We start from the raw sequence: 26,401 nt of genomic DNA, 5'->3' as shown, positions 1-26,401 counted from the left end.
CGGAACAAACCAACCCCATGTCAAAGGGAACAGAGCAACGCAAAACGGTTGGCACGAATGATGCTGCGAAGGAGACGAACGCCAGGGCCGCTTGCGGATTGGAGCCAAGAAAGACGCAATGCACATTGTAATCTGTATCAAGCAAGTGCCGGACTCCGCGCAGATACGTGTCCACCCGGTGACGAACACGATCATGCGCCAGGGCGTGCCGACCATCATCAACCCTTACGACCTGTTCGCCCTCGAAGAGGCACTGAGATTGCGCGACGCCCATGGCGGCGAGGTCACCGTGCTTACGATGGGTCCGCCGATGGCAGAAGATGCGCTGCGCAAGGCGCTCACCTATGGCGCCGACCGCGCGGTACTCTTGACCGACCGCTGTTTTGCCGGCTCCGACACGCTGGCGACGTCCTTCGCGCTTTCTCGGGCAATCGTGAGAATTGGCGAGACCTTCGGCGCGCCGGACATCGTCTTCGCCGGCAAGCAGACGATTGATGGCGATACCGCCCAGGTCGGGCCCGGCATCGCCAAGCGCCTCGGCCTCCTGCAGTTCACCTATGTGGCGAAGATCGACTCTATCGATGTCGATGCGCGCGAGATCACCGTCAAGCGCCGTTCGGAAGGCGGTACGCAGATGCTGAAAAGCAGACTGCCTTGCCTCGTCACAATGCTGGAAGGCACCAACGAAATCCGCAGGGGCTCGCTCGACGACGCCATGCGCGCCGCGCGCAGCCAGATCGTGAAATGGAGCGCGGCCGAAGCTGGCATTGACGACCTCAACAAATGCGGCCTGCGCGGCTCGCCGACGGTCGTCAAGCGCGTTTTCGCCCCAACCACGCGGGCGGAAAAGGCGACGCAGATCGACATGACCGACAAGACGCAGCACCACCTCGCTGACGAACTGATCGCCGCAATCTTTACCCGCCAGCCAGCGCTGGAACACGAACTCGCCTTCGACGGCGGCCAGTGACGGGACGGCAAGGAGAGATGATGTCGAACGCGAACCGCGAAGCCCCTCCTTCCGCCGGCCGTGCCGGCATCAAGAGGGAATTGCCTGAGCACTTTAGGGACTATCGGCACGTCTGGGTTTTCATCGAACTGGAACGCGGCGAGGTCCATCCCGTGTCCTTCGAACTGCTTGGCGAAGGCCGCAAGCTCGCCGACAAGCTAGGCATCCAGCTTGCGGGGATCGTGCTCGGACCGCCGGGTGAGGCCACGCAGCATGCCATTGCCGAGGCCTTTGCTTACGGCGCCGACCTTGTCTATCTCGTCGAGGCACCGTTGCTTGCCGACTATCGCAACGAGCCTTTCACCAAGGCGATGACGGATCTGGTCAATACCCACAAACCGGAGATCCTGCTTCTTGGTGCCACCACGCTCGGAAGGGATCTCGCTGGCTCAGTAGCGACGACCTTGCTGACAGGGCTCACTGCCGACTGTACCGAACTCGATGTGGTCGACGGTTCGCTCGCTGCGACCCGTCCGACTTTCGGCGGTTCCTTGCTATGCACGATCTATACGCTCAACTACCGGCCGCAGATGGCCACCGTACGACCGAGGGTTATGGCCATGCCACCGCGGACGGATAAGCCGGTCGGGCGTGTCATCCGGCACAAGCTGTCAATGACCGAGGAAGAGATCATCACCAAAGTCCTTGGCTTCAACCTCGATCGCCAATCGGCAAAGGCAAATCTCGCCTACGCCGACATCGTGGTTGCCGGAGGCCTCGGTCTGGGCTCAGCGGAGAATTTGCAGCTTGTGAAGAATCTAGCGCGGGCAATCGGCGCCGAATATGGCTGTTCGCGCCCGCTGGTCCAGAAGGGCTGGATGCCGGCCGATCGGCAGGTTGGCCAAACGGGCAAGACCATCCGGCCAAAGCTCTACATAGCGGCCGGGATTTCCGGCGCAATTCAGCATCGGGTTGGCGTGGAGGGGGCTGATTTGATCGTAGCCATCAACACCGACCCGAACGCCCCGATCTTCGACTTTGCCCACCTCGGCGTCGTCACCGATGCAATCCGTTTCCTGCCGGCATTGACGGAAGCTTTCACCCGGCGGCTGTCGCCGCACAGCCACGACAAGCTTGCGAGCTAAGGGAGAGGGCCATGATCGAGGAAGAATTCGACGCCATCGTCGTCGGGGCCGGTATGTCCGGAAACGCGGCCGCCTACACCATGGCAAGCCAGGGCCTGACGGTGCTGCAGTTGGAGCGCGGCGAGTATCCGGGCTCCAAGAATGTCCAGGGCGCCATCATGTACGCCGACATGTTGGAGCAAATCATTCCGGATTTCCGGGATGATGCGCCTCTCGAGCGGCATCTGGTCGAGCAGCGATTCTGGGTGATGGACGACACCTCCCACACCGGGATGCAGTATCGATCGGACGATTTCAACGAGGCGAAGCCCAATCGCTACACGATCATCCGCGCCCAATTCGACAAGTGGTTTTCGCGCAAGGTGCGCCAGGCCGGCGCGACGGTGCTGTGCGAGACGACGGTGACCGAACTTGTCCGCAATGCCAGCGGCAAGGTGATCGGCGTGCGCACCGACCGGGCTGGCGGGCCGATCTACGCGGACGTCGTCGTGCTCGCAGAAGGTGTCAACGGACTGCTCGGTACACGGGCCGGCCTGCGCAAGATGCCGAAGCCAGAAAGCGTGGCGCTCGCTGTCAAGGAAATGCATTTCCTACCCGATGAGGTCATTGAGCAGCGGTTCGGCCTCCAGGGCGACGAAGGCTGCGTGATCGAAGCGGCGGGCACGATTTCCCGCAGCATGGCCGGACTGGCCTTCCTCTACACCAACAAGGAGTCGATCTCTCTCGGCATCGGCTGCCTCGTCTCCGATTTCGCCCAGACAATGGAGAGCCCTTACGTCCTCCTCGACAACTTCAAAAACCATGCTTCGATCCGGCCGCTGATCGCGGGCTCGGAAGTCAAGGAGTATTCCGCGCATCTCATTCCCGAAGGTGGCTACAAGGCAATTCCGCAGCTGTTCGGCGACGGTTGGGTGGCGGTCGGTGATGCCGCCCAACTGAACAACGCTATCCACCGCGAGGGTTCGAACCTCGCCATGACTTCCGGCCGCATCGCGGGCGAGGCAATCATTGAGATCAAGGGCCGCAATCAGCCGATGATCAGGAGGAACCTCGCCCTCTACAAGACCATGCTGGACAAGTCCTTCGTAGTCAAAGACCTGATGAAATATAAGGACATGCCGGCCCTGATACACACCAATTCCCGCAATTTCTTCATGACTTACCCGCAGTTGATGTCGCAGGCCGCGCAGAACTTCATGCGGGTCGACGGCACCCCGAAAATCGAGAAGGAAAAGGCGACCACTGCTGCCTTCATCAAGGCGCGTTCGCGCTGGGGGCTGATCAGCGATGTGGTCCGCCTGGCACTCGCGTGGCGCTGAAGGAGAAACAGGATGACGATGGCCGTGACGAAGTTACGTGTCGAGGAGAAGCTTTATCAGAACCGCTATCTGGTCGATCCGGGCCGCCCGCATATCAAAGTGCGACCGCACGAGAGGCCGAGCGCGAACCTGCTCGCGCTGACACACATCTGCCCGGCCAAGTGCTATGAGTTGAACGACAAGGGACAGGTGGAGACGACTTCCGACGGCTGCATGGAATGCGGCACCTGTCGCGTGCTGTGCGAGACCAGCGGTGAGATCGTATGGAATTACCCGCGCGGCGGCTTTGGCGTTCTCTTCAAGTTTGGATAACTGCCGCAAAGAGCGAGAAACGAGAGGCTCGCAATTGCGGACAAGACCGCCAATATTGTTCACAATTGCCCGAAAAGCTGAAAATACTATGTTTCTGGAACTCGAAATACAAAAAAGGGCTTGGGAGGAGCACCTTGGACAACCCTTGAGGTGTTTGCATGGCTCACATGCTTCCAGATCAGGTCGGTGAAATTGTATCTCGGAACACCCCGCCTGAACCTGCGGTCGAAGCGGCGCGCAATGCGGACAGCTTGCTCAGGGGAATCTACGAGATATCGAAGATTCTGACTGCCCCGACCCGGCTGAAGATCACGCTTGCCAATGTCGCGAATATCCTCTCCTCGTTTGTGCAAATGCGTCATGGCGCAATCGTCGTCCTGGACGCTGAAGGAGAGCCGCAGATTAGCGCAACTACCGGCGGCGCTGTACCTCAGTCAGCCATCGGCAGTGTCATACCCCAGGCCGTAATTGACAAAATCGTCGCTACTGGAGTGCCGATCGTCATACAAGACACAAGCACGTCGGAGCTGTTTCAGGCTGATCCTCAATCGACCAGCGGCACGATCGCAACTGCGTTTATCGGTGTCCCGCTAAAGGCTGAGGAAAAGATCTTCGGGACGCTGTCGATCGACCGGGTCAGGAACGGTACCACCGAGTTCCGTTACGAGGAGGACTTACGTTTCCTGGCCATGGTCGCCAATCTGGTCGGCCGGACCATTCGCCTGCATCGCACTTTGAGCACAGCTGGTCAGCGACTTATCGAGAAGCAATCGAGACCAGAGCAGTCGCTCGACGAGGACAGGACCCATCCGGCCCGACATCCGCATGTCAAGGTCGACGGAATCATCGGAGAAAGTCCCGCACTCAAGCAAGTGCTGGAGATCGTCTCGGTCGTGGCCAGGACCAATTCCACCGTGCTTCTGCGAGGCGAAAGCGGTACCGGCAAGGAGTTCTTTGCACAGGCCATCCATAGGCTTTCACATCGGAGGGAGAAATCCTTCGTCAAATTGAACTGCGCCGCACTGCCCGAAAGCGTCTTGGAATCGGAGCTCTTTGGCCACGAGAAGGGCGCCTTCACCGGAGCTATCCTGCAGCGCGCCGGCCGGTTCGAATTGGCGAATGGCGGAACCCTGCTGCTTGATGAAATCGGCGAGATTTCGCCTGCCTTTCAAGCCAAGCTATTGCGCGTCTTGCAGGAAGGAGAACTGGAGCGAGTGGGCGGCACCAGGACCCTAAAAGTTGACGTGCGGCTCATATGCGCCACCAACAAGGACCTCGAGACGGCTGTCCGGAATGGAGAGTTCAGGGCCGACCTTTATTACCGCATCAATGTGGTGCCAATAGTCCTGCCTCCCCTCAGAGAGCGGCCGGGCGATATTCCACGCCTTGCCAAAGCTCTCCTCGATAGATTCAACAAGGAGAACCATCGCGATCTTGCCTTCACGCCGTCGGCGCTTGACCTGATCTCGCAATGCTATTTCCCTGGCAACGTGCGTGAGTTGGAGAATTGTGTGCGACGGACGGCCACACTTGCGCGTTCAATGACAATAACTGCGTCGGATTTCGCCTGCCAGAACAGCCAGTGCCTGTCTTCGCTTCTGTGGAAAGGAGTCGGCCGTTCGCACGGCGCCTATGCCGTCGACGAGTTCGCACGTGGCAATATGATGCCGGTTGGATCGCCGCTGCCTGCCATGCGAGTCGGCCCCTCCCAGAATGAGGCATCGCCCGGCGAGACCTGCGACCCCAACCATCCAGCTTGCCCAGCAATGAACCAGCGTCTGACGGAACGCGACCGACTGATCGATGCGATGGAGAAAGCCGGCTGGGTTCAGGCCAAGGCGGCTCGTTTCCTCGGTCTCACGCCGCGGCAGGTCGGCTATGCTTTGCGCCGGCATCATATCGAAGTGAAGAAGTTCTAACGCCATTGATGACACCACATTTAGGAGCGCGGTTGCTCCCCGCACTGGGCGTAACTGAGACAAGACGGTACCTTTCGCGTTGGTTTTGACCGTTGTCGGCGACCTGACAAAACCGTGTCGCAGGAAACGGACACAATTAGACACAAAAGGCCGACGTAAAGCCAGCATGACGGATAAAGACCGCTTTTCGAGTTGGCATATCTCTTGCGCTCTGAAGTGCGATGTTCACACCACGCACGGAGCCGTTCGATGTCCGCACCGATGATTTCGCTACAGAGCCTTTCCGGCACGACAGTCTTCGATCAGTTGCCGGCGAGAGCGAAATCCGGTGCCTGCGCATCTTCATCCTGCGGCTCCTCCGCAAAGCCGCACGAGATGGACTCGGCTGTCTGGGAGAAGATCAAGGATCATCCCTGCTTTTCAGAGGAAGCACACCACTATTTCGCGCGCATGCATGTGGCGGTCGCCCCGGCCTGCAATATTCAATGCAACTACTGCAATCGCAAATATGACTGCGCCAACGAAAGCCGGCCTGGGGTCGTCTCGGAAAGGCTGACGCCCGACCAGGCGCTGCGCAAGGTGATCGGGGTTGCCAACGAAGTGCCGCAGCTTTCCGTGCTTGGCATCGCCGGACCGGGCGATGCCTGTTACGACTGGAAGAACACAAAGGCGACATTCCAACGGGTCGCCAAGGAAATCGCCGACATCAAGCTGTGCATCTCAACCAACGGGCTCGCGCTGCCAGACCGCGTCGCCGAGCTTGCCGAAATGAATGTCGATCACGTGACGATCACCATCAACATGGTCGACCCGCGGATCGGTGCCAAGATCTATCCGTGGATCTTCTACGACAACCGCCGTTATACCGGCGTTGAGGCAGCCACGATCCTGCACGAACGACAGATGTCGGGGCTGGAGATGCTGACGGCGCGCGGCATCCTCACCAAGATCAATTCGGTGATGATCCCCGGCGTAAACGATGAGCACCTGATCGAGGTGAATAAATGGGTCAAGGAGCGCGGCGCGTTCCTGCACAATGTCATGCCGCTGATTTCCGACCCGGGGCACGGTACGCATTACGGCCTGAGCGGGCAGCGCGGCCCCAAGGCAATGGAGCTGAAGGCCCTTCAGGATCGTCTCGAAGGCGGCGCCAAGCTCATGCGCCACTGCCGGCAGTGCCGGGCCGATGCTGTCGGCCTGCTCGGCGAGGATCGTGGCCAGGAATTCACGCTCGACCGGCTTCCCGACATGGTCACGTACGACGCCAGCAAGCGCGAGACATATCGGGCAGTGGTCGCGCGCGAGCGTGGCGACCGCATGGCGGCCAAGAGCGAGGCGCTCGGGATGGTCAAGACCGCGGGCTCCGGCAAATCGCTTCTGGTCGCGGTGGCGACCAAGGGTGGCGGCCGCATCAACGAACATTTCGGCCATGCGAAGGAATTCCAGGTTTATGAGGCCTCGCCGAAAGGGATCAGCTTCGTCGGTCATCGCAAGGTCGAGCAGTATTGCCTCGGCGGCCGGGCCGAGGACAAGAGCCTCGACGGCGTCATCTCTACGCTCGAAGGCGTAGACATCGTGCTGTGCGCGAGAATTGGAAATTGCCCCGAGGATCGTCTCAAGGAAGGTGGGATCCGAGCAACGGATGCTTACGGGTATGACTACATCGAGACCGCGATCGGCGCGCTTTACGCCGCCGAGTTTGGGAGTGAGCCACTGGCTGCGACGGCCTGAGCCGCCTCATTCTAACCGAACCGGAGTTGAAAATGGCCTTTAAGATCATCGCTTCCCAATGCACCCAGTGCGGTGCCTGTGAGTTTGAATGCCCTTCGGGCGCGATCAAGTTCAAGGGCGAGACCTACGTGATCGATCCGATAAAGTGCACCGAATGCGAGGGGACCTTCGAAACGCAGCAATGCGCCTCGGTATGTCCGGTGTCGAAGACTTGCGTCCCCGCCTGACCTCCATTTCGGCTACCGACACGGTCGAGGCGCCTCCGCAGGACCATTGACCTCCTGTTGGAAAGCTGCAGCCGAGAGAAAGGAAAGGCCATGAGCCTCGGACGCGAACAGGACATCGAAATCCGTACACCGCCGCGATTCATGCCGGGTGAGCGGGTCCGCGCCACACGCCACATAAAAAATGACGGCACCTATCCGGGCAAGGAGATCGGTGAAAATCTGGTGCGCAAAGGCGACGAGGGCTATGTGCGCGACATCGGCACCTTTCTCCAGCAGTTCTACATCTATGCGGTCGAATGGGTCGATCGCGGCACCGTCGTCGGCATGCGTGCGCGTGAACTCATGAGCCTTGAGACGGCTGGGATTCGTTCCAGTGCCGAAATCGGTGCTGGGTTTGACGAAGGAACGGCCCGATGAGGGTAATGATCCGCAGGACCGGTGCTGGCTTGTCGGCCTATATTCCCAAAAAGGATCTCGAAGAGCCGATCATCAAGGTCGACAACGAACACTTATGGGGTGGGGCCGTGACGCTGAAGAACGGCTGGCGGTTAGTCCTGCCCGACCTTCCGCGGGATACGCCTTTGCCGATTACCGTCGAAGCAAGGAAGATTTCCGACGAGGACTGACCTTCGGGTTTACACAAAGAGAGCGGCAAAGGGATACGAGCATGAACACAATGACCTCGGGTCATCTCGTCGTCATTCGGGACAGTTTTGCCGAAAGGCAGCTTGACCTTTTGAAGAAAGGGCTCGCGGCCGATCAGGTCATTCCCTATCTCGGCCCGGGTCTGCTTGAGATCCGCTCCGCGGGACCGCCCGTACCGCATACCCCCGAAGCCGTTGCCGCAGCGCTCAACAAGCGCGCGCCAGCCCCTTCGAAGATTCGCACCAACATGTGGTCGGTAGCGCAGTATATCGAACAGCGCCGGCACCGCCGGACGCTTCAAGTTTGGATGGCCGAAATATTCGCGGCCCCGGTGGTGCCGACCATCTTACATGCCTGGCTTGCAACTCTGCCGCTCTCCGTGATCGTCGACAGCTGGTACGACGGTGCCATGCGCGCGGCCCTAATACAGACCCGCCGAACGGACGTCGTCGAAATACAGGGCGTAACACGGGCGCACGAGATCGGTGACATTTGGACAAAAGCCTACGATTTGTCCGGGACGTTACTCGAATCCGCACCAGCGGCGAAGACGGTTCTCTACGCCCCTCACGGCGGTGCCAGGCCGGCCGCAAACTTCCTCGTCGCAGATTCCGACTACGTTGAAGTGCTGAGCGAAATCGACATCCAGACGCCGATCCCTGACCTGGTGAAGGAACGGCGAGCCAGCCGTGGTCTTTTCTTCCTCGGCTGCCGCTTCAATGATCAGATGCTGCGCACCTATGCCCGACAGATCATGAAGCGCTCCCATGGCCCACATTTTGCGGCAATCGATACAGCACAGCTGACCAAGAACGAGCGTCGCTTCCTTGCAGAAAGGGCAATCACGGTCATTGACATGCCGACGGGTCAAGCCGCGGCCCGTCTCGTCGGACTGGGCGAGACATTGCATTCCAAACGGGGAATCGTTTGAGCCATTCCCAGACGCCTCCACATTGCCGAAAAGGTAAAACGGGCAATTGACTTCCGGGTTTTTCAACAACTCCGAGAGGCGCTCTGAAAAGCTACGACGGTTATTGCATTCGAGGCTGCAGCGGATATGGCATTCGATGCTGCGGATGAACACAGCGGCGACGGGCTCGAACCAGCCGAGCAGACCATAGTCTGGCGCCATGGTTGTCGCGGCGACCGGTCGCAGCTGATCGGCTTCACTTGGCCGTAAAGCAGTGGCACGGCATGATGATCAGGGCCGGTTGGGGTCGATGCCAATCGAGCTAAGGCCAAGCGTGCTCACCGCATAGGCGGTCACCTGCCACTGCCATCCCAGAGCGTCAGGATGATCGCGTTGCGCGACAGCTTGGCGCGCTGCACACGCGAGCGATTGGTTCAGGGCAGCCCGCTTCGCCATCAACGAGACCCGCTGCTGCATGAGTTGTAAACGCCCGCACCACGGGCGCCGCGAATCCGCGCTTGTGGCGCCATGACCTTGAGGCGAGTGAGTCCGGCGCTAACAACGCAGACTGAACCAATCCGATCAGCCCGGCCCATGCCGGAGAGCACGGCGACCAATGCCGCCAGCTACACCACGCAGCGGGACAACGGCTAAGCGCTAGTTGAAAAGCATACGTCGACGTCCGCCATTTCCGCATGCACCGCCTTGGATAAGGCCTGCCCCGAGGCATGATGCGGGCCTGGTTGGCTTTCGTGTCGATGCCGGCTTCGTAGGCAGCGGCTCCCGCGAGGTCGAGCAGTTCCAACTGGCGGCTTGAGGACGGCGCTCACGCACAGCCGTTCCAGGTGCGGCCGGTTATGCGGCCTTCCCCCTTCCCATTGGCTTGGGCAAGCTTCTGGGTGATCCTCTGCGTCGCCGGTCGCAGAGAGGTCGGGTCTGCAACGTTAGCACAGGCCAATATTGCGGCCGCCTCGGTATGTATGCGTCCCTCTCTTCTGTTTGGCCTGACTGAACAAGCTTGCACCCGGTCGGACATGCAGTCCAACCAGGATGCGCCCATATCAAGCCCCATGAATGCGAAGAAAATCCTCATACGTCGCTTGCAACCCGGCACCAAGAGACGTTTTGGCTTTCCAGCCAAGGTTACGCAAGCGCGTTACGTCCAGTAACTTGCGCGGAGTACCGTCTGGCTTCGTCGTGTCGAATACCAATTTGCCCTCCCAGCAGACCGCCGCCTTGACGAGTTCCGCCACCTCGCGAATTGTGACGTCCTCGCCAACGCCAACATTAATCAGGGGCGCAGTGTCGGGGGCTGTCAAGGCGTCAAAATCCGAATCTGGCAGGCCAAGCAGGAACGCAATGGCATCGCCTAGATCCGACGAATACATAAACTCTCGTCGAGGCTTTCCGGATCCCCAAATCTCCACCGAGGTGTCGCCGTTTATTTTAGCTTGATGAAAACGGCGTATCAGGGCAGGCAGAACGTGGGAATTTTCGGGGTGATAATTATCGCCGGGACCATATAAGTTGGTCGGCATCAATGCGAGATAGCGTGTCTGGTACTGCCGGTTGAAAGACCAGCATGATTCGACTCCTGCGATTTTTGCCAAAGCGTAGGGACGATTCGTCGCTTCAAGCGGACCGGTTAGAAGGTATTCCTCCCGTATCGGCTGCGGACAGTCGCGTGGATAGATACACGAGGAGCCAAGAAAAATCATCCGTTCGACGCCGGACGCGTAAGCGGCATCAAAAACACTGAGTTGAATCGCTAAGTTGTTATGAAGGAAATCGACAGGGGAGCTAGCGTTCGCCAGTATACCACCAACCTTTGCGGCGCACATAACGACGTAATCAGGCCGCCGCGACATGAAGAACTTGCGCGTCTCGCTCCGGTCAAATAGATCCAGTTCGTCGTGAGTACGTGTTATTATCTCATAGGATCCTAATGCCTCGAGGGCTCTCATTGTGGCGGATCCGACAAGGCCGCGATGGCCTGCTACATAGACTTTCTTCATCTTTTTGTTTTCCATTGATAACGCTCCGGGCGCTCCTTAAGAAGGCCACCATAGCACTGACAATAAGCCAGCATGGCACCGCGGTTGTCAGCATAACTCTCGTGGACTGTGTGAATAATAACCCTGCTTCATCAGCACTGCGTCACGCTCTGCCATGCGCAAATCTTCCCGAACCATCTCCCTAACCAATTCGATGAAGGAGATTTTGGGCTCCCACCCAAGTTTTTCTTTCGCCTTGCGGGCATCGCCGAGAAGTGTCTCGACTTCTGCAGGACGAAAATAACGGGGATCTACTTTTACGATCAGAGCTCCCGTCTTTGCATCGTACCCCTCTTCGTCGACCCCTTCCCCCATCCAACGAACATCGATGCCGAGTTCAGCGGCCGCGACGGTGACGAATTCGCGCACCGAATGTTGCTCACCGCTAGCGATCACAAAGTCTTCAGGTTGCTCCTGCTGCAGCATCAACCACTGCATCTGGACGTAGTCTCGAGCGTGCCCCCAATCGCGACGCGCATTAAGATTTCCCAAGAATAGAGTGGGCTGCATTCCAAGCTTAATCCGAGTCAAGGCGCGCGTGATTTTGCGCGTTACAAATGTTTCTCCGCGCGCAGGTGACTCATGATTAAATAAAATGCCGTTACATGCATAAAAATTGTAAGATTCTCGATAGTTTACGGTGATCCAGTGAGCATACAATTTGGCAACAGCGTAGGGTGATCGGGGGTAGAACGGTGTCGTCTCGGTCTGTGGCGTTTCCCGCACCAGCCCGTAGAGCTCAGACGTCGAGGCTTGGTAGTAGCGCGTATGCTTGACGAGCCCCAGGATCCGAATTGCCTCGAGAATACGCAGCGCACCCAAGGCATCGGAGTTTGCGGTGTATTCTGGTTCTTCAAAGGAGACTGCAACGTGGCTCTGAGCTGCCAAATTGTAAATTTCGTCTGGCTGAACCAGTTGGATGACGCGCGTAAGGCTGGACGAGTCTGTCAAGTCCCCGTGGTGAAGTGTCAGATCAACGCCACCTTCATGAGGGTCATGATAGAGATGGTCTATACGGCCCGTATTAAAAAGAGACGATCGTCTCTTTATCCCATGCACAGAATAGCCCTTTTCTAAAAGCAATTCTGCGAGGTAGGAACCGTCTTGCCCGGTGACTCCGGTGATTAAAGCGACTTTTCTCTTTGACAAGCTTGAATCCTTTTGATTTTGACGCGCCCATGAAAATGCTCGCCTGCGGCGGGATTGCGTGGCGAGAAAGGGGCGCATTGAGCAGGGCGAACGGGGGCCTCTGCGCGAAGGCAAGGGAGAGTTCGAGCGGGATGCCAGCCTTTCATGGAGCCGGGGAACGTTCGAAAGAGTTGTCGATCAAGATCAAACGACGCGGGTCATTCAAATCGAATTCGACAATTCGTGGCACGAAGAGGCGGGCATAGCGGGTGAAGGCGCTAGTCGGAGGAAAGCGAATAACAGTGTCGCATCGACCGAGGAGATACATCTCAACGAGAGCGGAAAAACCCCCGTCGGTGCCCAGTGCTGCACTGTGCAAGGGGCCGGCCTGATCCGCCTGGAAGCGTTTTGGGACGGTGAAAAGTTCGGGAAATACGCCCGACAGGTGATCAACAACCTTGGCGCTGTCTGTACACAAGAACACTCTTACAGGTCTTGAATGCGGTTGCGCCTTGGCCATGCGAATGGCAGTGCATACCTGCTCTAAGGCAACCTTCGGATCAGCCCAGTAAGGTGCGTGATCCATAATATCTTCGCCGTTGCCGTGGCGGACATGGACTCCAATTATGCTGTGTCCGTCAAAATGTTCCTGGTAGAGCGCTTCAATGCGATCCTCAATTTCGACCCTCGGTGTGATGCTCCTAAATATGGTTCGCTCGGCCTTTTCATCGCAGCGCCACATCAAGCAAGCATCACACACTATCGTGTTGGCTTCACAATCATCTTGGGCCTGGAAAAGATCGTTAAGCTCGTCACGTTCTTGGAAAATCTGTTCATCCGGACGGTACACGCAGTCGATGGATGGCTTGTTCCACCACGACGGGAAGAAGGGACCAGGGAATGAGACGTGGTTGATCTGGTCATCGCAAATGACCCGTACACCACCGATATCCTCAATTGGCTTGAAGAAAGCTGGAAAGGCATTCGCAAACGGGTTGTCAAGGTAACAAGAGCCGCGCCAATCTATTGCTAAAGCTCGTCCCGTCCGATGTGCGTAGTCCCAAGCCGACGCGAGAGACCACAGGCAATCACCGAGACCCGTGCGCCGTCGAGAAACAACGAACCGATCGTTCCTTGAGCGATCAACAAGCATCTAAATTGCCTCTCTCCAGAACACCACAAGCCTCAGCTTTGCTGCTGCGTTTGAGGCAAGCGCCTGCGCAATTCGGGGAAGATTGTCGTGCTGTGCCAATGCGATGTAGCTTGCGTCTGTCGCGGAAGTGCCTGGCCGCGATGGACGCGCGCCTGGGCTGGTCTTCCGCGCAGACCAGAAAATGCTCTTCGGAGCCAACGCAAACATCAACCACTTTCCTTAAGGCTGCTACATTCTTGAATTCTTTCTATGCATCGTGCCGTAACATCGGTAAAATCGTCTGTTTCGATGAAACGCATCCACGCCATGGATGGCTAGTGACATGGGTTCCAGAGCGTTGGCTGTGAACCCTCTCGCTGTGCTCGACGCACCGCTAACCCCAGCGGAACGAGCCGGCCATGAGCGCGGGCCGCGGCCACGAAGTTTCGACTGGGCCAGGTTCTGCATGGGAGCGCCACAAAGAAAGAGGCGATGCGTCGAGCTGTAAGCGAGCCTGAGCTCGCTTTCGAAGCGCTATGCCATCAACCCCAAGACGGTCGCGAAGTGGAGGAGCGGAGTTCGACCGCCGATCTGCCCACCGGCCCCAGGGAGCCGAGATCGAAGGTTCTGTCTGCCGTAGAAGAGGACCGTTGTTGTGGCCTTCCGCCGCAACACACTGCTGCCGCTGGACGATTGCCTCTACGGCCTTGCAGCCGACGATCCCGCATCTGACGCGCTCTTCATTGCACCTATGTCTGCAGCGCAAGCATCGGCTTCTTCCACATTGATATTGCGGAGATCCCAACCGAACAGGGCAAGCTAAACATCAAGGCCTTTGTACCGGGGCACCGCCTGTCGCGAACCTTCGCGCCCCTCTGTCCCGCCGGCACCAAAGGAGACCGTCGCGGCGCCGTTGTTGCTAGATCACATTCAATTCCCTAAACGCCCTCCCTTCGGCGACACGGATGTACCCAAACGCGGAGCAATCGACCGTGCGGTAGCCGCCATGCACGAGAAGCTCGGCCAGCGCCTTGCCGACCGCCGGGGCCTGCTGCAGACCGTGGCCTGAAAATCCGTTGGCGAAGAGGAAATTTTTCACCTTGGGGTGCGGCCCGATCACCGCGTTCTGGTCGAGCGTGTTGTAATCGTAGTGCCCGGCCCAGGCGCGGGTAGGCTTGATGGCCTCGAAGGCCGGAATGCGGGTCGCCAGCACCGGCCAAATCACCTCTTCGAACAGCGGCCAGTCGACCTCGAAATCGGTGGGGTCGGCCGGGCCGTCGCCTTCTTCCGTTTCGGCGCCGCCGGTGAGATAGACCGAGCCTTCCGGCCGGACATAGATGCCGGAGGGATCGACCAGCAGCGGCATATCAGAATATTTGTCGCGCGCCTCGAAGACGAAGACGTTGCGCTTGCGCGGCTCCACAGGCAGCGCCAGCCCGGCCATGGCAGCGACCTTGCCGGCATTCGGCCCGGCGGCATTGATGACGGTGCCGGCTTCGATCGTCTCGCCATTGTCGAGCCTGACGCTGGTGACACGGTGGCCCTGTCGCTCGATGCCGATGACCGAGGCGGTCATAAAGTCCACGTTCTTGCTGCGCAACGCCTTGCGGAACAGCGTCAGCATGGCATGCGCGTCGAACCAGCCTTCGCCGCTGCGGCCATAGGCGCCGGCGGATATATCTTCGGTCGACAGCCAAGGGAAGCGGCGGGTAAGCTGGTCGGCGTCCTCCAGCACGATGTCAGCGCTCTCGGCCTTCTGCGCCTCGTGATTGGCTTTGAGGATCGGCAGACCGTTCTCGCTGGCGAGAATGAGAAAGCCGGCCTCGCGGAAACCGATATCGGCGTCAGCTCCAAAGGTTTCCTTCAGCCGTCGGAACAGTTTCAGCGTGAACTGCGACAGGCGGATGTTCTGCGGGATCGAGAATTGCTGGCGAATGGAGGCGCAGGACAACGTCGTTGCCGCGTGCGCGAACTGCGGATCGCGCTCGATCAGCGCGATCGAGCCGGAAAACCCTTCTTCACGCAGATAGTAGGCGATCGAAGAGCCGACGATGGCTCCTCCGATGATAACGATCTCGTAACGCACTTTTTTGTCGCCTTTCCGGTAACCGCCCGTGTCGATCACACAGCCGTCAGCATGATGTCGAAGCGCGTGCCGCGGCCGGGCCCGGGCCTAGCGAGTTGAAATGGGTTGCCGCATGCGCTTGATCCATCAGCCCTCACGCGGCTGCCGGTCCTGCTTCACGCAGCAAGTCGTCGGCTTTGTCCGTCTTCTCCCAGGTGAGCTCAGGCTCTTCACGGCCGAAGTGTCCGTATGTCCCCGTCTTGCGGTATATCGGGCGTAAGAGATCAAGCATCTTGATGATGCCTTTCGGTCGGAGATCGAAAACATGCGAATCCAAACATGAGGCCCTGATCCCGCCCTTGCTCGAGATCCTGCCATCGTCCTTCATCAACGCCCTGGCTTATGTCGGGCGACTGCCCAGTGAGAGCCTGAACGACGGCGCAACTTCGGTCATCAAAGCCGATGGCATCGTCGTCGTAGCCAATATCCGCAGGCGACTTGGGTGTAATCGATGTGCGCATGGCTGGTGCCTCCTCCTGCTGACTTTGTCATTTCGCGCTCTTCGTAAATGCTGTTTGGCGGCGGAACATAAAACGACACCAGATTTCTGCCGCCACTGATCTCGAAAGTTGTGATGAGCGTACCATTGACAGCGATTTGCGCTCGCAACGATTCCATGAATTTCTTTGAAGGATCTGTTGCAATGCAAAACAAGAACGCAACGAGATTGGCGGGGCCTGGTAAGGCAAGCTGGAACTGGTTGGCCAAGAGGGAGGCGATCGGCGCACCTTTCCCCAGGCGACGTGCTAACTTGCATCGTGCACCTCATCCGCCATTTGCTAAATGTTTAGTCCCGGCATTTGCTGGAGCGGATTGAAAGTGAACGCTCGGGCTGGGAAGCCCATGCCTTCCAGATGAACTCGCAGGGCGTGAGGCCCTTGAGGGTCTTCAGCTTGCGGCCGAAATTGTAGGCCGCGACGAAGTCGGCAAGATGCCGACGCAGTTGGTCGCGATCGTCGTAGTGGAAGCGCTTGACGGTTGCGTCTTGATGGTCCGGTTCATTCTCTCGACTCTTCTCGCCGGCCTGTCGCCGTCGACATCTGGCAATCGGCCGATGCTTGCCTGCAGCCAGCGGTGCAATGAAGAGCGCGTCAGATGCGGGACGTCGGCTGCAACTCGTAGAGGCAATCGTCGAGCGGCAGCAGCCTGTTGGGGCGGAAGGCCACAACAACGGTCCTCTTCCTCGGCAGACAGAACTGTCGACTCCCTGGGGCCGCTGACAGATCGGGTCGAATTCCGCTTCTCCACTTCGCGACCGTCTTGGGGTTGATGCCATAGCGCTTCGAAAGCGACCTCAGGCTCGCTTCACTATGTTGTATCGCTCGACGGATCGCCTCTGTCGTTGTGGCGCTCCATGCAGAACCTGGCCCATAGTGCATCCTTTGAGTCGGACGAGAATGGCGAAATTTCTTTTCCGCGACATGCGAGCAAGAAGGCTTCAGCCAATGGCGGTTTTTCGATAATCGGCCGCGTCTATCCCATGTCGTTTCAGCTTGTCGTAGAAGGTCTTGCGGGGAACTCCCAGGACTTCGATCGTGCGCCTCACGTCGCCGCCGCATTCCTGCAAGGCATCGCGGATGACAGTCGCCTCATAAAGGCTGACCTTCTCGGACAAGGGGAGGCTTGATACCGCTTGTTCCTTTCGACCTGATGCAATGGGCGTGCCTAGCCCTTCAAGTCCCAATGCAACGCGATCGGCGAAATGCACGAGTTCACGGACATTGCCGGGCCAATTGTGGCTCACGAGGCGATCGCGCACGCCAGCGCTTATGTCCGGAACTGGCCTGCTGAAGCGTTTGGAGGCGCGTTCCAGGAAATGCCCAAAGAGCATCGGGATGTCTTCGCGCCTTTCGCGAAGCGGCGGGATGCGGAGCGTCACCACATTCAGCCGGAAATAAAGGTCTTCCCGGAAATCTCCGCGGGCGGCCGGATCGCCGAGATCGGCCTTGGTAGCCGACACGACACGAAGGTCGATGCTGCGGGTTTCGTTCGTGCCAAGCGGCGTGATCTGCCGGGTCTCAAGCACCCTCAGAAGCTTCACCTGGAGTCCTGGCGGCATCGACTCGATTTCGTCGAGGAAGAGCGTCCCTCCGTTCGAATGCTCGATGCGACCGGTCCTGCGCCTCTGCGCGCCAGTAAAGGCGCCTGCCTCGTGCCCGAAAAGTTCGCTATCGATGACGCTTTCGGGCAGCGCTCCACAATTCAGGGCAACGAAGGGCTTCGTGCGTCGTCTGCTCCAGCGGTGAAGCAGATCCGCGACCACCTCCTTGCCCGTGCCCGTCTCGCCTTCCACAAGGACATCCACATCGGTATCGGCGATCTGGCGGAGAGTTTCGCGCAATCGAATCATGGTCGGTGCCTCCCCGATCAGCGGGATATCGCCCGCAGATCGGACAACCGCATCCCTAAGACGTCTGTTTTCCAGGATCAGGCGCCGTTTTTCCGAAGCGCGATGCAGCGTCACGAGAAGCCGGTCGTTCGCATATGGCTTCGAGATGAAATCGTAGGCGCCATCCTTGATGGCGGCAACGGCCAGCTCGACGTCGGCATGCCCGGTGATCAGGACAACCGGAATTTCCGGGTCGATCGCCTTCACTCGCTCGAAGAGCTGAAGTCCGTTCAGCCCGGGCATACGGATGTCACTCACGACAGGGCCATCGAAGTTCCCGTCGATTCTGGCGAGTGCGGCCTCGGCCGAACCGAACACGCTCGGTGAGAACGAGGCAAGCTTCAGCATCTGCGTGGCTGCGCGAAGCACATCCTCGTCATCGTCGATAAAAATGACCGGTCCTGATTCAGCACTCATGCCGCTCGCCTCAGCTCGACCGTGAAGGAAGTCCCTCTCCCGTGGCCGGCATCATCATGCCGCAACGAGCCGCCGAGCTCACGTGCGATCTCTTGCGAAATGACCAGGCCAAGACCGAGACCCTTTTCCTTGTTGGTAACGAACGGCATGAAGAGGCTCCCGCGAATGTCGGGGGCAAGGCCGGGGCCGTTGTCCCGAAGGGAAATAGCGACCATTTCCCCGTTTTCGGCGAGCGCTATCTCGACGCGGGGCTCCGGTTGATCCTTCAGAGCGTCAAGCGCGTTCTGGAGAAGGTTGACGAGTATCTGCTCCAGTCGCATGCGGCTTGCCATGACAATTGGAGACGGATCGATCCGCTTCCGTTCAATCGTCACCCCGGAATCGCGAATTCGGCCTGAAAGAAGCGACAGAGCGCCGTCGATCGCGTCGTCCGCCAGTATCGGTCCCATCGATCCGCTGGCGCGGCGGGAAAAGGACCTTAGCGTTTCAGTGATCGTGCCGATCCTGCCGGTCATGGCGACGATCGAGGTCAGATTCTCGGCGGTTTCTTGCGACCGGCCGATCCCTAGAAGACGCGCGGCATTTTCAGCATAGGTGCGGATTGCGGCGACCGGCTGGTTGATCTCGTGGGCGACCCCGGCCGTTATCTGTCCCAGGATTGACAAGCGGTTCGCCTGGGCGAGTTCGTCGCGCAGGCGACGCACTCTCGCTTCAGCGTTCTCTCGCTCGGCGATCTCACCGGCGAGCGCTGCGTTCGAGCTCTGGAGCTCCGCCGTGCGCAGTTCGACGCGATGCTCCAGTTCCGCATTCAGCAACACAAGCACTTCTTGCCGCTGCCGGGCCGCGCGCCGCCGTCGAACAATGATGAAAATGACGAATCCAACGAGAACGAGGGCAAGCAGCGTTGTCACGCGGGCTGTCATGACCGCCGAGGAGATCTCGGTGTCGGCGGGGATGAGCAACGACATGCGCCAGCCCGGAACTGCTTTGCCGAGATCCTGCGAAACCGCAACGAAACCGGCTGATCGACTCTCAGGAGTTGCGGTGACCAGGTTGTCGCCGCGGCGGGAAAGCGGCACCGGCTCGAAAGTCACGCCCGGTAGCTGTAGACGATCGCGAGCGGTTTGCTTCTCCTTTGCGGAAAGCGGTGAGAGAGCGCCAAAACGCCATTGGGGCACGCTCGTGGTAAGAACCACGCCTCGCTCATCGGTCGTGAAGACCACGAAGCCGCTCTCCAGCCAACGCGACTCGACGCGGTCGAGCTCCACCTTCACCACAACCACACCGAGCGGCCCCTCCGGCCCATCGACCCGGCTCGACAGATAGAGACCAGGGCGCGCGCTAACCGTGCCGAGCGCATATTGCATAGCCGCGCCATCCGCCATCGCCTCGATGAAGTAGTGGCGGAAGCGGTAATCGCTGCCGACGAAACTGGTCGGCTCGCCGGCGTTGCTCGCAGCAACCGCTACGCCCTCAGAATTAATGATGTAGAGTATAGAAGAGCCGGCGTCGCGCGCGATGGCGCGAAGCTTCTCATCAAGCGCGGCTTCGTTGGCAGTGCTCGGACTGCGAAGCATCTCCTGAACGGCACCGTCGCGTGCCAGAACCAGCGGAATCATTCGCTGCTTCTCGATCTCTCCTTTCAAACTGTCGGCTGCAAGCGGGAACGCGGCAAGAGCACGGTCGCGTAGGGCATACTCTGCTCTGGTGCCGGCGATGCGTCCCGTTGCAAAGACGACGAAACAGAGCGCCGCACCAAGAATTGCAAGCAAAACCACAAGCCAGAGAGATCGACCGCCGGATCTACCAGGGAAGACCAATGGGGCGCGCTGGAAGGCGCCATTACCCATGTCTTCTTCTTCTGCCATCGTATTCTTAAAACCGATCATCGACGAACCATAGTGCGGGGTTCTGCCAGAAGGGAAGGCGATCCGTGCGGAAAACCGCACAATCTTGCTGCGCGATTTGTTGAAGATACCTGAGGCTCCGGCGATTTCCGCGCTCTCTTGGCTTGGCACGGCTCTTGCGGTCAACAACGCAGCAGCGTTCGACCGGGGCGCCGCGATGGGAGAAGCCGCGGGGAGGAACAGCCCGCCCCAAACCGGTCAGGGAGAGAAAACTTACATGTTGACCCCACTGGCTCCAAGCGTAAAGCGCGCACCCCGCAAGACCCTTTTTGCCAAGCCTTACGTGCAGGTGCTTGTCGCAATCCTCCTCGGAGTTGCGGTTGGCCATTTTTATCCGCAAATCGGAGAAAACCTGAAGCCGCTCGGCGATGCCTTCATCAAGCTCGTCAAGATGATCATCGCGCCCGTTATCTTTCTGACCGTGTCGACTGGAATTGCCGGCATGAGCGATCTTCAGAAGGTCGGCCGTGTTGCCGGCAAGGCGATGGTCTATTTCTTCACCTTCTCGACGCTCGCGCTTATCGTCGGCCTCATCGTCGGCAATGTCATTCGGCCTGGCGCCGGCCTCAACATCGATCTGACCTCGCTCGACGTCCAAGCCGTCAATGGCTATGCCTCAAAGGCCCATGAGCAGTCCGTGACCGGCTTCCTCATGAACATGATCCCGACCACGATTGTCGGCGCCTTTGTGGAAGGCGACATTCTACAGGTGTTGTTCTTCTCCGTCCTCTTCGGCATCGCGCTGGCGATGGTCGGAGAATCGGGCAAATCGGTTCTTTCCTTCCTTCAGGACCTCACTGCACCCGTTTTCAAATTGGTCGGCATCCTGATGAAAGCCGCGCCGATCGGTGCTTTCGGAGCAATGGCCTTCACGATTGGCAAATATGGCATCGGTTCGGTAGCCAACCTTGCGATGCTGGTCGGGACCTTCTATCTCACGGCCTTCCTCTTCGTATTCGGGGTTCTCGGTGCAGTCTGTCGCTACAACGGCTTCTCGATCTTTTCTCTTATCCGCTACATAAAGGAAGAGCTGCTGCTGGTCCTCGGAACGTCCTCCTCCGAGGCTGCGCTGCCCTCTCTCATGGAGAAAATGGAAAAGGCCGGCGCCAAGCGCTCGGTCGTGGGCCTGGTTATCCCGACCGGATATTCCTTCAATCTGGATGGCACCAATATCTACATGACCCTCGCGGCCCTTTTCATCGCGCAGGCGACGAATACGGATTTGTCAGTTGGCGATCAGGTCCTGCTGCTGCTCGTCGCGATGCTTTCCTCCAAGGGTGCAGCAGGTGTCACAGGTGCCGGCTTCGTCACGTTGGCCGCTACGCTCTCCGTAGTGCCGGCAGTTCCCGTTGCTGGAATGGCGCTGATCCTTGGCGTCGATCGCTTCATGTCGGAATGCAGGGCACTGACGAATTTGGTCGGTAACGCGGTGGCATCGCTCGTCGTCGCCCGCTGGGAAGGCGAACTGGATCAGGCGCAATTGAAAGCTGCATTCTGCGGCCACCAGCCTGCCGAGACATCAACCGGCCAGCCACTGATAACGCCCGCGCCGAGCAACTCGGCAGCATCGCTGCCGGTTGAATCGCCTGGCTGGTCCCAAACGCCGGACGATCGGGCCGCGGGTTCCAAACAAACTCTCGCGGGCCGATGAAATCAAGAAACCCGAAATGCAGTGGGTGCAAAATCATCTGCGCCTTGCGAAGGTCTTGCACCGGTCACGACACACAAGCCATCGATGATGCGCTTAATGCCTCCGAAGTTTGCGACGGTTCGTGGAACCGGGCGCGGAGCTCGATCGGAGCCGTCGGCACGGCTGAACAATTCGCCCACGCTCTACGTTTCGGCTTCTACCTCGCACCACGCCACGACAAGAATTCGGTAGCGAACAGGATCAATGCAGGAATGACAGATTTTACTGAACCGACCTTTGCCGGATTTCTTCTTGATGTCGTTTAATCAGACTCGAACAATGGCGAAGCGACCTATAATTGCTGATATCGCCCGGGAAGCAGGGGTAAGTGTTGCCACCGTTGACCGAGTTCTGAATGCCCGTCATCCGGTGCGGAAGGAGACTGCGCAGCGGGTCTTAGCGGCCGCACAGGCCATCGGATATCACGCCGCAGGTCTTATCAAGCAGCGCCTGCAGCCGGACCTGCCGCAATATCGGCTTGGCTTCATCTTGAGAAAACCGACTCACCACTTCTACCAGGGCTTCGCGCGTGAGGCCGAAGTGGCGGTCAACGCGGCGAAGTGCTTCCATGGCACTTCGCTCATCGAATTCGCGCCGTCGCACATGCCGTGCGACCTTGTTCCACTGCTCAAGGAATTCGGCGCGCGCTGCCACGCGATCGCCATGGTGGCGCCGGACCATCCGGCGATCACGGCAGCCGTCCAAGAACTCAAGGCAAAAGGCATCCCCGTTTTCTCGCTGCTTTCCGATTTCGCCGAAGGTGTTCGTGAGGGTTATATCGGCCTCGACAACCGCAAGGTCGGGCGGACGACAGCGTGGATGCTTTCAAAGGTCGCAAGACGGCCGGGCAAGGTGGCGGTTTTTGTCGGCAGCCACCGTTTTCAGGGGCAGGAGCTGCGGGAGGTCGGCTTTCGCTCCTATTTCCGTGAGAATGCACCGGCATTCGAGCTGCTCGATCCGCTCGTGAACCTTGAGGCACGGCAGATCACCTACGAGGCCACGCTGGATCTCATGCAACGGGAACCCGAACTCACCGGCTTCTATGTGGCCGGCGGAGGTATGGAGGGAGCGATCTCCGCGCTCCGTGAAGAAGGCGAAAGCCGGGGTCTCGTCGCGATCGTTAACGAGATCACGCCGGAGTCACGGGCAGCACTCGCAGATGGCATGATCACGATGTCGGTCGCCACGCCCCAGCGCCTGCTTTGCCAGGAACTGATGACGCTGATGGCCCAGGCCATCAAGGTCGGCACTTCGGAGACGCTTGGGCAGACTTTTCTGCCGTTTGAGATCTATCTGCCGGAAAACATCTGAAAAACTGATAAAATACTATCATGAGAGCCTAATTTCCTTTCATTCATGAAAGAAAAGCAGCGGGAGTTTGATTGACTCACCTGCCTCATTCCGGTCTCGTTTAACAACGAATGATTGCTGCGCGGCGGAAGCCAGTCAGCCGAGAACGACGACCCGCACTTCATGGAAGAGAAAGGAAAGCCATGCGTCAAGCATCGCTCCGCTTTGCGATCGACCGCATGACGCCGCCCCAACTTGCCAGGACCGCACTTGCCCGCGGCCCGGGCCTGACTGGCATCGACATTAGCTATCATCTCGATGGCAATTTCATTGCTCGCGAAAAGCCGGCTGCAGACGTCCGTCTTGCTGACGGATCAATCGTCACGACTATCTTCATCAACGCCTTTTCGTGCTTCAATGAGTCCCCGCGTGCCAGGTCGAGGCGAGCAAACTCGTCGATTGTGCAGTGGCCTGCGGAGCGAAGACGCCCACGAATGCGATCCGCCAAGGACATCCACGCGCTGGAGGATAGGCGCACTTGCCTCGAGCATCGATTTCATGGCGCGAGATGGATGATCACATGCAACACGCTGCTCGCAACTCCGAGTAAAGTGCCAGGCAGATCTCGTCACGCTGCATATCGCTTCCAAAAATGAAAAGGCCCAATTCAAAGTCCGAGACGAATAACGGGGTCCCTATTGTGCCGTTGCACGAGAGGGCGCTGGACATCTTTGAAACGTCGAAAGCGCTCACCGCTCCGTCTGGGCTGGAAGCCACGTTGGCCAACGTCGTCGATCTCCTGCCATCGTTGGTGCAGGTGCGGCACGGCATCATCTCGCTCTGGGACGGTACCGGCATACCGGACATGACCGTCGGCGCCGGCTGGAGCGAAGACAACGATGAGCGCTACCGGAAGCATCTGCCACGGACGGCGATCGACCAAATCATAACGACGGGCATGGCGCTGGTCGCCGAGAACATAGCGCTGGATCCGGCCTTCAACGCCGCCGACAAGGACGTGCTCGGGGCGTCCGACAACATGAAAGTGTCGTTCATCGGCGTACCCATTCACGTCGATGCGAACGTCGTGGGCACGCTGACCATCGACCGCATCCTGGACAACAAATCAGGTTCCCTTCTCGATCATGACCTCCGCCTCCTTACCATAATCGCCAATCTGGTTGGGCAGACAGTGAAGCTGCATCGCATGTTCGCGTCCGACCGCGAGCGACTGATGGCCGAGAAAATCGGGATGCAAAAGCAATTCGGCGAACTCAAGCAGCCTGGGCATGAGGGCAAGAGGGCTAATGTCAAGGGGATCGTTGGCGACAGCCCGGCGCTGCGCGGGCTGCTCGAGAAGGTCGCGTTAGTAGCCAGGTCCAACAGCACCGTTTTGCTGCGCGGGGAATCCGGGACCGGCAAGGAGCTGGTCGCCAAGGCCGTTCACGAGCTGTCGGGGCGCGCCAAGCGGCCGTTCATCAAGCTCAATTGCGCAGCGCTCCCTGAGACAGTCCTGGAATCCGAACTGTTCGGTCACGAAAAGGGTGCCTTCACCAGTGCATTCAACTCGCGCAAGGGGCGCTTTGAGCTCGCCGACAAGGGAACGTTGTTTCTGGACGAGATCGGTGAGATTTCGGCCTCGTTCCAGGCAAAGCTGCTGCGCGTGCTGCAAGAGCAGGAGTTCGAGCGCGTCGGCAGCAACCAGACGATTAAGGTCGACGTTCGCGTGATTGCTGCCACGAACAGGAACCTGGAAGACGCGGTTGCAAGGAACGAGTTTCGCGCCGACCTTTATTACCGCATCAGCGTTGTTCCCTTGCTGGTGCCGCCATTGCGCGAAAGGCGCGGTGATATTCCGCTTCTTGCCGCTGAGTTTCTCAAGAATTTCAACAGCGAGAACGGCCGTACGATGGTCTTCGATGCGAGTGCGACTGAAGTGCTGATGAACTGTGCTTTTCCCGGAAATGTCCGCGAGCTTGAAAATTGCGTGCAGAGGACAGCGACCCTGGCAGCGGGAGCGTCAATCGGCAGAAACGACTTTGACTGCTGCCACGGCCGATGCCTTTCCGCGATGCTATGGAAGCACGCATCGAAGGAGACTGCGCCGAAATCGGAGCCGATCGCACCATCGCCACTGAACCCGGCCATGCGTTCGTCTGGTGATTTTGCTTCGGCCGCCTTTGCGGCCCCGCCCGTTGACAGCCAGCAGGCACTGCCAGCGCCTGTTCGGGTAGCCCTCGTAAGCGACGCGCAGATGACCGATCGCGAGCGTCTCATCGGGGCCATGGAAAGATCCGGCTGGGTACAGGCAAAGGCAGCGCGCCTGCTTGGACTGACGCCGCGCCAGATTGGCTACGCGCTGAGGAAATACGGTATCGAGATCAAGAATCTCTGAACCGGCTGTCGAACTTCAGTATGTCGGGCCGCGACATAGCGAACGAGGCGAAGAGCTGGGACAAATCAAGCGTGCGTTGGTTCGGCTCGGTGAGGCGGTGCAGCCTCCTCTCGGCGCCGGCCCGTAATTCGAGATATTCAACGACTCTGTAGCCGGCGGCAAGGATCGCGTCGCCGCGGCGAATACAGCTTCGCGTGGCGGTGCCAACCTCTCGGCCGCTTCAAGAGAATTTCGCTTTGGCGCCGCCACGCTCTGTGCTGTGCGGCCGACAGCCTGAGAGTTGCGCGACGACATCGCCAAGCCATCGGCTTCGCGCCTTGTCGGAAAGGCGATGATCCCGATCGGTATGTCGAGGTCGCGGGCAAGCCGGGGCACTTGCAACGCTGAAAATCCTTCTCCCCGAAGAAGGCGGACGGCGCCGGTCTGGAAAAAGAGCTTCGTCACCAATCTCCCCCACGCCGTCGAAATGGCTTGGGCCGCGCCGCACAGGCCGCCGCTCACCCCTCTCACCGAGACCACGGTGGCAACCACTCTCGTCTGCGTCGTTCAATTGCGACGAGGGTAAGGATCACCCGGTCGGCGCGCTGAAGTGCGGCGCGCACCAAGCTGAGATGGCCTTCATGCAAGGGCGCCCATGGTTGACACGACCGCGACCTTCATGCCCTGCCTGCGCCATGCCGCCACGGATTTGCGCGACTCGGCGGTCCGGACGATCGG

22 protein-coding genes and 2 pseudogenes are annotated in these 26,401 nt (G+C 59.1%); 14 read left to right on the top strand and 10 right to left on the bottom strand.

The window, feature by feature from the left end; translation table 11 throughout:
* The first annotated feature begins 118 nt into the window (after nucleotides 1–118).
* The 10 genes from C8D77_RS31335 (at nucleotide 119) to C8D77_RS31290 (ending at nucleotide 9,178) form a co-directional block, all read left to right on the top strand.
* A complete protein-coding gene (locus tag C8D77_RS31335; RefSeq protein ID WP_109671359.1) occupies nucleotides 119–970 on the top strand; it encodes an electron transfer flavoprotein subunit beta/FixA family protein in 852 nt (283 codons plus the stop codon).
* Between the two features lie 20 nt (nucleotides 971–990).
* Nucleotides 991–2,094, top strand: coding sequence for an electron transfer flavoprotein subunit alpha/FixB family protein (locus tag C8D77_RS31330; RefSeq protein WP_109671405.1), 1,104 nt, complete (start codon nucleotides 991–993; stop codon nucleotides 2,092–2,094).
* Between the two features lie 11 nt (nucleotides 2,095–2,105).
* On the top strand, nucleotides 2,106–3,413 hold the full coding sequence (locus tag C8D77_RS31325) for an FAD-dependent oxidoreductase (RefSeq protein WP_109671358.1): 1,308 nt from the start codon (nucleotides 2,106–2,108) through the stop codon (nucleotides 3,411–3,413).
* 12 nt (nucleotides 3,414–3,425) lie between these two features.
* Nucleotides 3,426–3,725 (top strand): ferredoxin family protein, encoded by a 300-nt coding sequence (locus C8D77_RS31320; RefSeq protein WP_109671357.1) that lies wholly within the window; start codon nucleotides 3,426–3,428, stop codon nucleotides 3,723–3,725.
* 158 nt (nucleotides 3,726–3,883) lie between these two features.
* Nucleotides 3,884–5,644 (top strand): nif-specific transcriptional activator NifA, encoded by a 1,761-nt coding sequence (gene nifA, locus C8D77_RS31315; protein ID WP_109671356.1) that lies wholly within the window; start codon nucleotides 3,884–3,886, stop codon nucleotides 5,642–5,644.
* A 249-nt stretch (nucleotides 5,645–5,893) separates the two neighbouring features.
* Nucleotides 5,894–7,375: a nitrogenase cofactor biosynthesis protein NifB gene (gene nifB / locus C8D77_RS31310; protein ID WP_109671355.1), complete on the top strand. Its 1,482-nt coding sequence runs from the start codon at nucleotides 5,894–5,896 to the stop codon at nucleotides 7,373–7,375.
* Between the two features lie 32 nt (nucleotides 7,376–7,407).
* Nucleotides 7,408–7,602: a 4Fe-4S dicluster domain-containing protein gene (locus tag C8D77_RS31305; protein WP_027056561.1), complete on the top strand. Its 195-nt coding sequence runs from the start codon at nucleotides 7,408–7,410 to the stop codon at nucleotides 7,600–7,602.
* 90 nt (nucleotides 7,603–7,692) lie between these two features.
* Nucleotides 7,693–8,019 carry a nitrogen fixation protein NifZ gene (locus tag C8D77_RS31300; RefSeq protein WP_109671354.1) on the top strand — a complete coding sequence of 109 codons (327 nt, stop codon included), beginning with the start codon at nucleotides 7,693–7,695 and terminating at the stop codon, nucleotides 8,017–8,019.
* Entirely contained in the window at nucleotides 8,016–8,228 is a 213-nt protein-coding gene (gene nifT / locus C8D77_RS31295) for a putative nitrogen fixation protein NifT (protein ID WP_097574884.1), read from the top strand. Before C8D77_RS31300 ends, nifT begins: the two co-directional genes overlap by 4 nt.
* A 41-nt stretch (nucleotides 8,229–8,269) precedes the next feature.
* Nucleotides 8,270–9,178 carry an SIR2 family NAD-dependent protein deacylase gene (locus C8D77_RS31290; RefSeq protein ID WP_109671353.1) on the top strand — a complete coding sequence of 303 codons (909 nt, stop codon included), beginning with the start codon at nucleotides 8,270–8,272 and terminating at the stop codon, nucleotides 9,176–9,178.
* A 1,040-nt stretch (nucleotides 9,179–10,218) separates the two neighbouring features.
* On the opposite strand, the gene C8D77_RS31280 is transcribed toward C8D77_RS31290, so the two are convergent.
* From C8D77_RS31280 to C8D77_RS31270, 3 genes are all read right to left on the bottom strand, one after another.
* Nucleotides 10,219–11,187 carry a GDP-L-fucose synthase family protein gene (locus C8D77_RS31280; protein WP_109671351.1) on the bottom strand — a complete coding sequence of 323 codons (969 nt, stop codon included), beginning with the start codon at nucleotides 11,185–11,187 and terminating at the stop codon, nucleotides 10,219–10,221.
* Nucleotides 11,188–11,259: 72 nt separating this feature from the next.
* A complete protein-coding gene (gmd, locus tag C8D77_RS31275; protein ID WP_109671350.1) occupies nucleotides 11,260–12,360 on the bottom strand; it encodes a GDP-mannose 4,6-dehydratase in 1,101 nt (366 codons plus the stop codon).
* Between the two features lie 142 nt (nucleotides 12,361–12,502).
* Nucleotides 12,503–13,492 (bottom strand): nodulation protein NodZ, encoded by a 990-nt coding sequence (locus tag C8D77_RS31270; protein WP_109671349.1) that lies wholly within the window; start codon nucleotides 13,490–13,492, stop codon nucleotides 12,503–12,505.
* A gap of 429 nt (nucleotides 13,493–13,921) precedes the next feature.
* On the opposite strand from C8D77_RS31270, the pseudogene C8D77_RS31265 reads away from it, so the two are divergent.
* A pseudogene (locus C8D77_RS31265) lies at nucleotides 13,922–14,332 on the top strand (IS481 family transposase); the annotation flags it as partial.
* 58 nt (nucleotides 14,333–14,390) lie between these two features.
* Here the strand turns inward: C8D77_RS31265 and C8D77_RS31260 are convergent.
* The 6 genes and pseudogenes from C8D77_RS31260 to C8D77_RS31240 form a co-directional block, all read right to left on the bottom strand.
* On the bottom strand, nucleotides 14,391–15,557 hold the full coding sequence (locus tag C8D77_RS31260; RefSeq protein ID WP_109671404.1) for an NAD(P)/FAD-dependent oxidoreductase: 1,167 nt from the start codon (nucleotides 15,555–15,557) through the stop codon (nucleotides 14,391–14,393).
* Between the two features lie 133 nt (nucleotides 15,558–15,690).
* Nucleotides 15,691–15,828 (bottom strand): hypothetical protein, encoded by a 138-nt coding sequence (locus C8D77_RS38520; protein WP_425453777.1) that lies wholly within the window; start codon nucleotides 15,826–15,828, stop codon nucleotides 15,691–15,693.
* A 161-nt stretch (nucleotides 15,829–15,989) separates the two neighbouring features.
* Nucleotides 15,990–16,304 (bottom strand): hypothetical protein, encoded by a 315-nt coding sequence (locus tag C8D77_RS38515; protein WP_170136872.1) that lies wholly within the window; start codon nucleotides 16,302–16,304, stop codon nucleotides 15,990–15,992.
* A 71-nt stretch (nucleotides 16,305–16,375) separates the two neighbouring features.
* Nucleotides 16,376–16,968 (bottom strand): annotated as a pseudogene (locus C8D77_RS31250) (IS3 family transposase).
* A 66-nt stretch (nucleotides 16,969–17,034) separates the two neighbouring features.
* Nucleotides 17,035–18,402, bottom strand: a complete 1,368-nt coding sequence (locus tag C8D77_RS31245; protein ID WP_109671348.1) for a sigma-54-dependent transcriptional regulator — start codon at nucleotides 18,400–18,402, stop codon at nucleotides 17,035–17,037.
* A complete protein-coding gene (locus tag C8D77_RS31240; protein ID WP_032918588.1) occupies nucleotides 18,399–20,270 on the bottom strand; it encodes a sensor histidine kinase in 1,872 nt (623 codons plus the stop codon). The genes C8D77_RS31245 and C8D77_RS31240 overlap by 4 nt, the downstream gene beginning before the upstream one ends.
* A gap of 256 nt (nucleotides 20,271–20,526) precedes the next feature.
* On the opposite strand from C8D77_RS31240, the gene C8D77_RS31235 reads away from it, so the two are divergent.
* From C8D77_RS31235 to nifA (C8D77_RS31220), 3 genes are all read left to right on the top strand, one after another.
* The gene (locus C8D77_RS31235) at nucleotides 20,527–21,960 is read left to right on the top strand and encodes a dicarboxylate/amino acid:cation symporter (protein ID WP_027056571.1); all 1,434 of its coding nucleotides are present in this window, start codon (nucleotides 20,527–20,529) and stop codon (nucleotides 21,958–21,960) included.
* 318 nt (nucleotides 21,961–22,278) lie between these two features.
* The gene (locus tag C8D77_RS31225; RefSeq protein WP_027056572.1) at nucleotides 22,279–23,310 is read left to right on the top strand and encodes a LacI family DNA-binding transcriptional regulator; all 1,032 of its coding nucleotides are present in this window, start codon (nucleotides 22,279–22,281) and stop codon (nucleotides 23,308–23,310) included.
* A gap of 631 nt (nucleotides 23,311–23,941) precedes the next feature.
* Nucleotides 23,942–25,684, top strand: a complete 1,743-nt coding sequence (nifA, locus tag C8D77_RS31220; RefSeq protein WP_170136871.1) for a nif-specific transcriptional activator NifA — start codon at nucleotides 23,942–23,944, stop codon at nucleotides 25,682–25,684.
* A 15-nt stretch (nucleotides 25,685–25,699) separates the two neighbouring features.
* Here the strand turns inward: nifA (C8D77_RS31220) and C8D77_RS31215 are convergent, their stop codons facing one another.
* The gene (locus tag C8D77_RS31215) at nucleotides 25,700–26,185 is read right to left on the bottom strand and encodes a pantoate--beta-alanine ligase (RefSeq protein WP_245235632.1); all 486 of its coding nucleotides are present in this window, start codon (nucleotides 26,183–26,185) and stop codon (nucleotides 25,700–25,702) included.
* Between the last annotated feature and the right edge of the window lie 216 nt (nucleotides 26,186–26,401).

It is taken from the genome of Mesorhizobium loti (assembly GCF_003148495.1).
Lineage (GTDB): Bacteria > Pseudomonadota > Alphaproteobacteria > Rhizobiales > Rhizobiaceae > Mesorhizobium > Mesorhizobium loti.
This window is presented reverse-complemented; position numbering and strand designations above follow the sequence as displayed.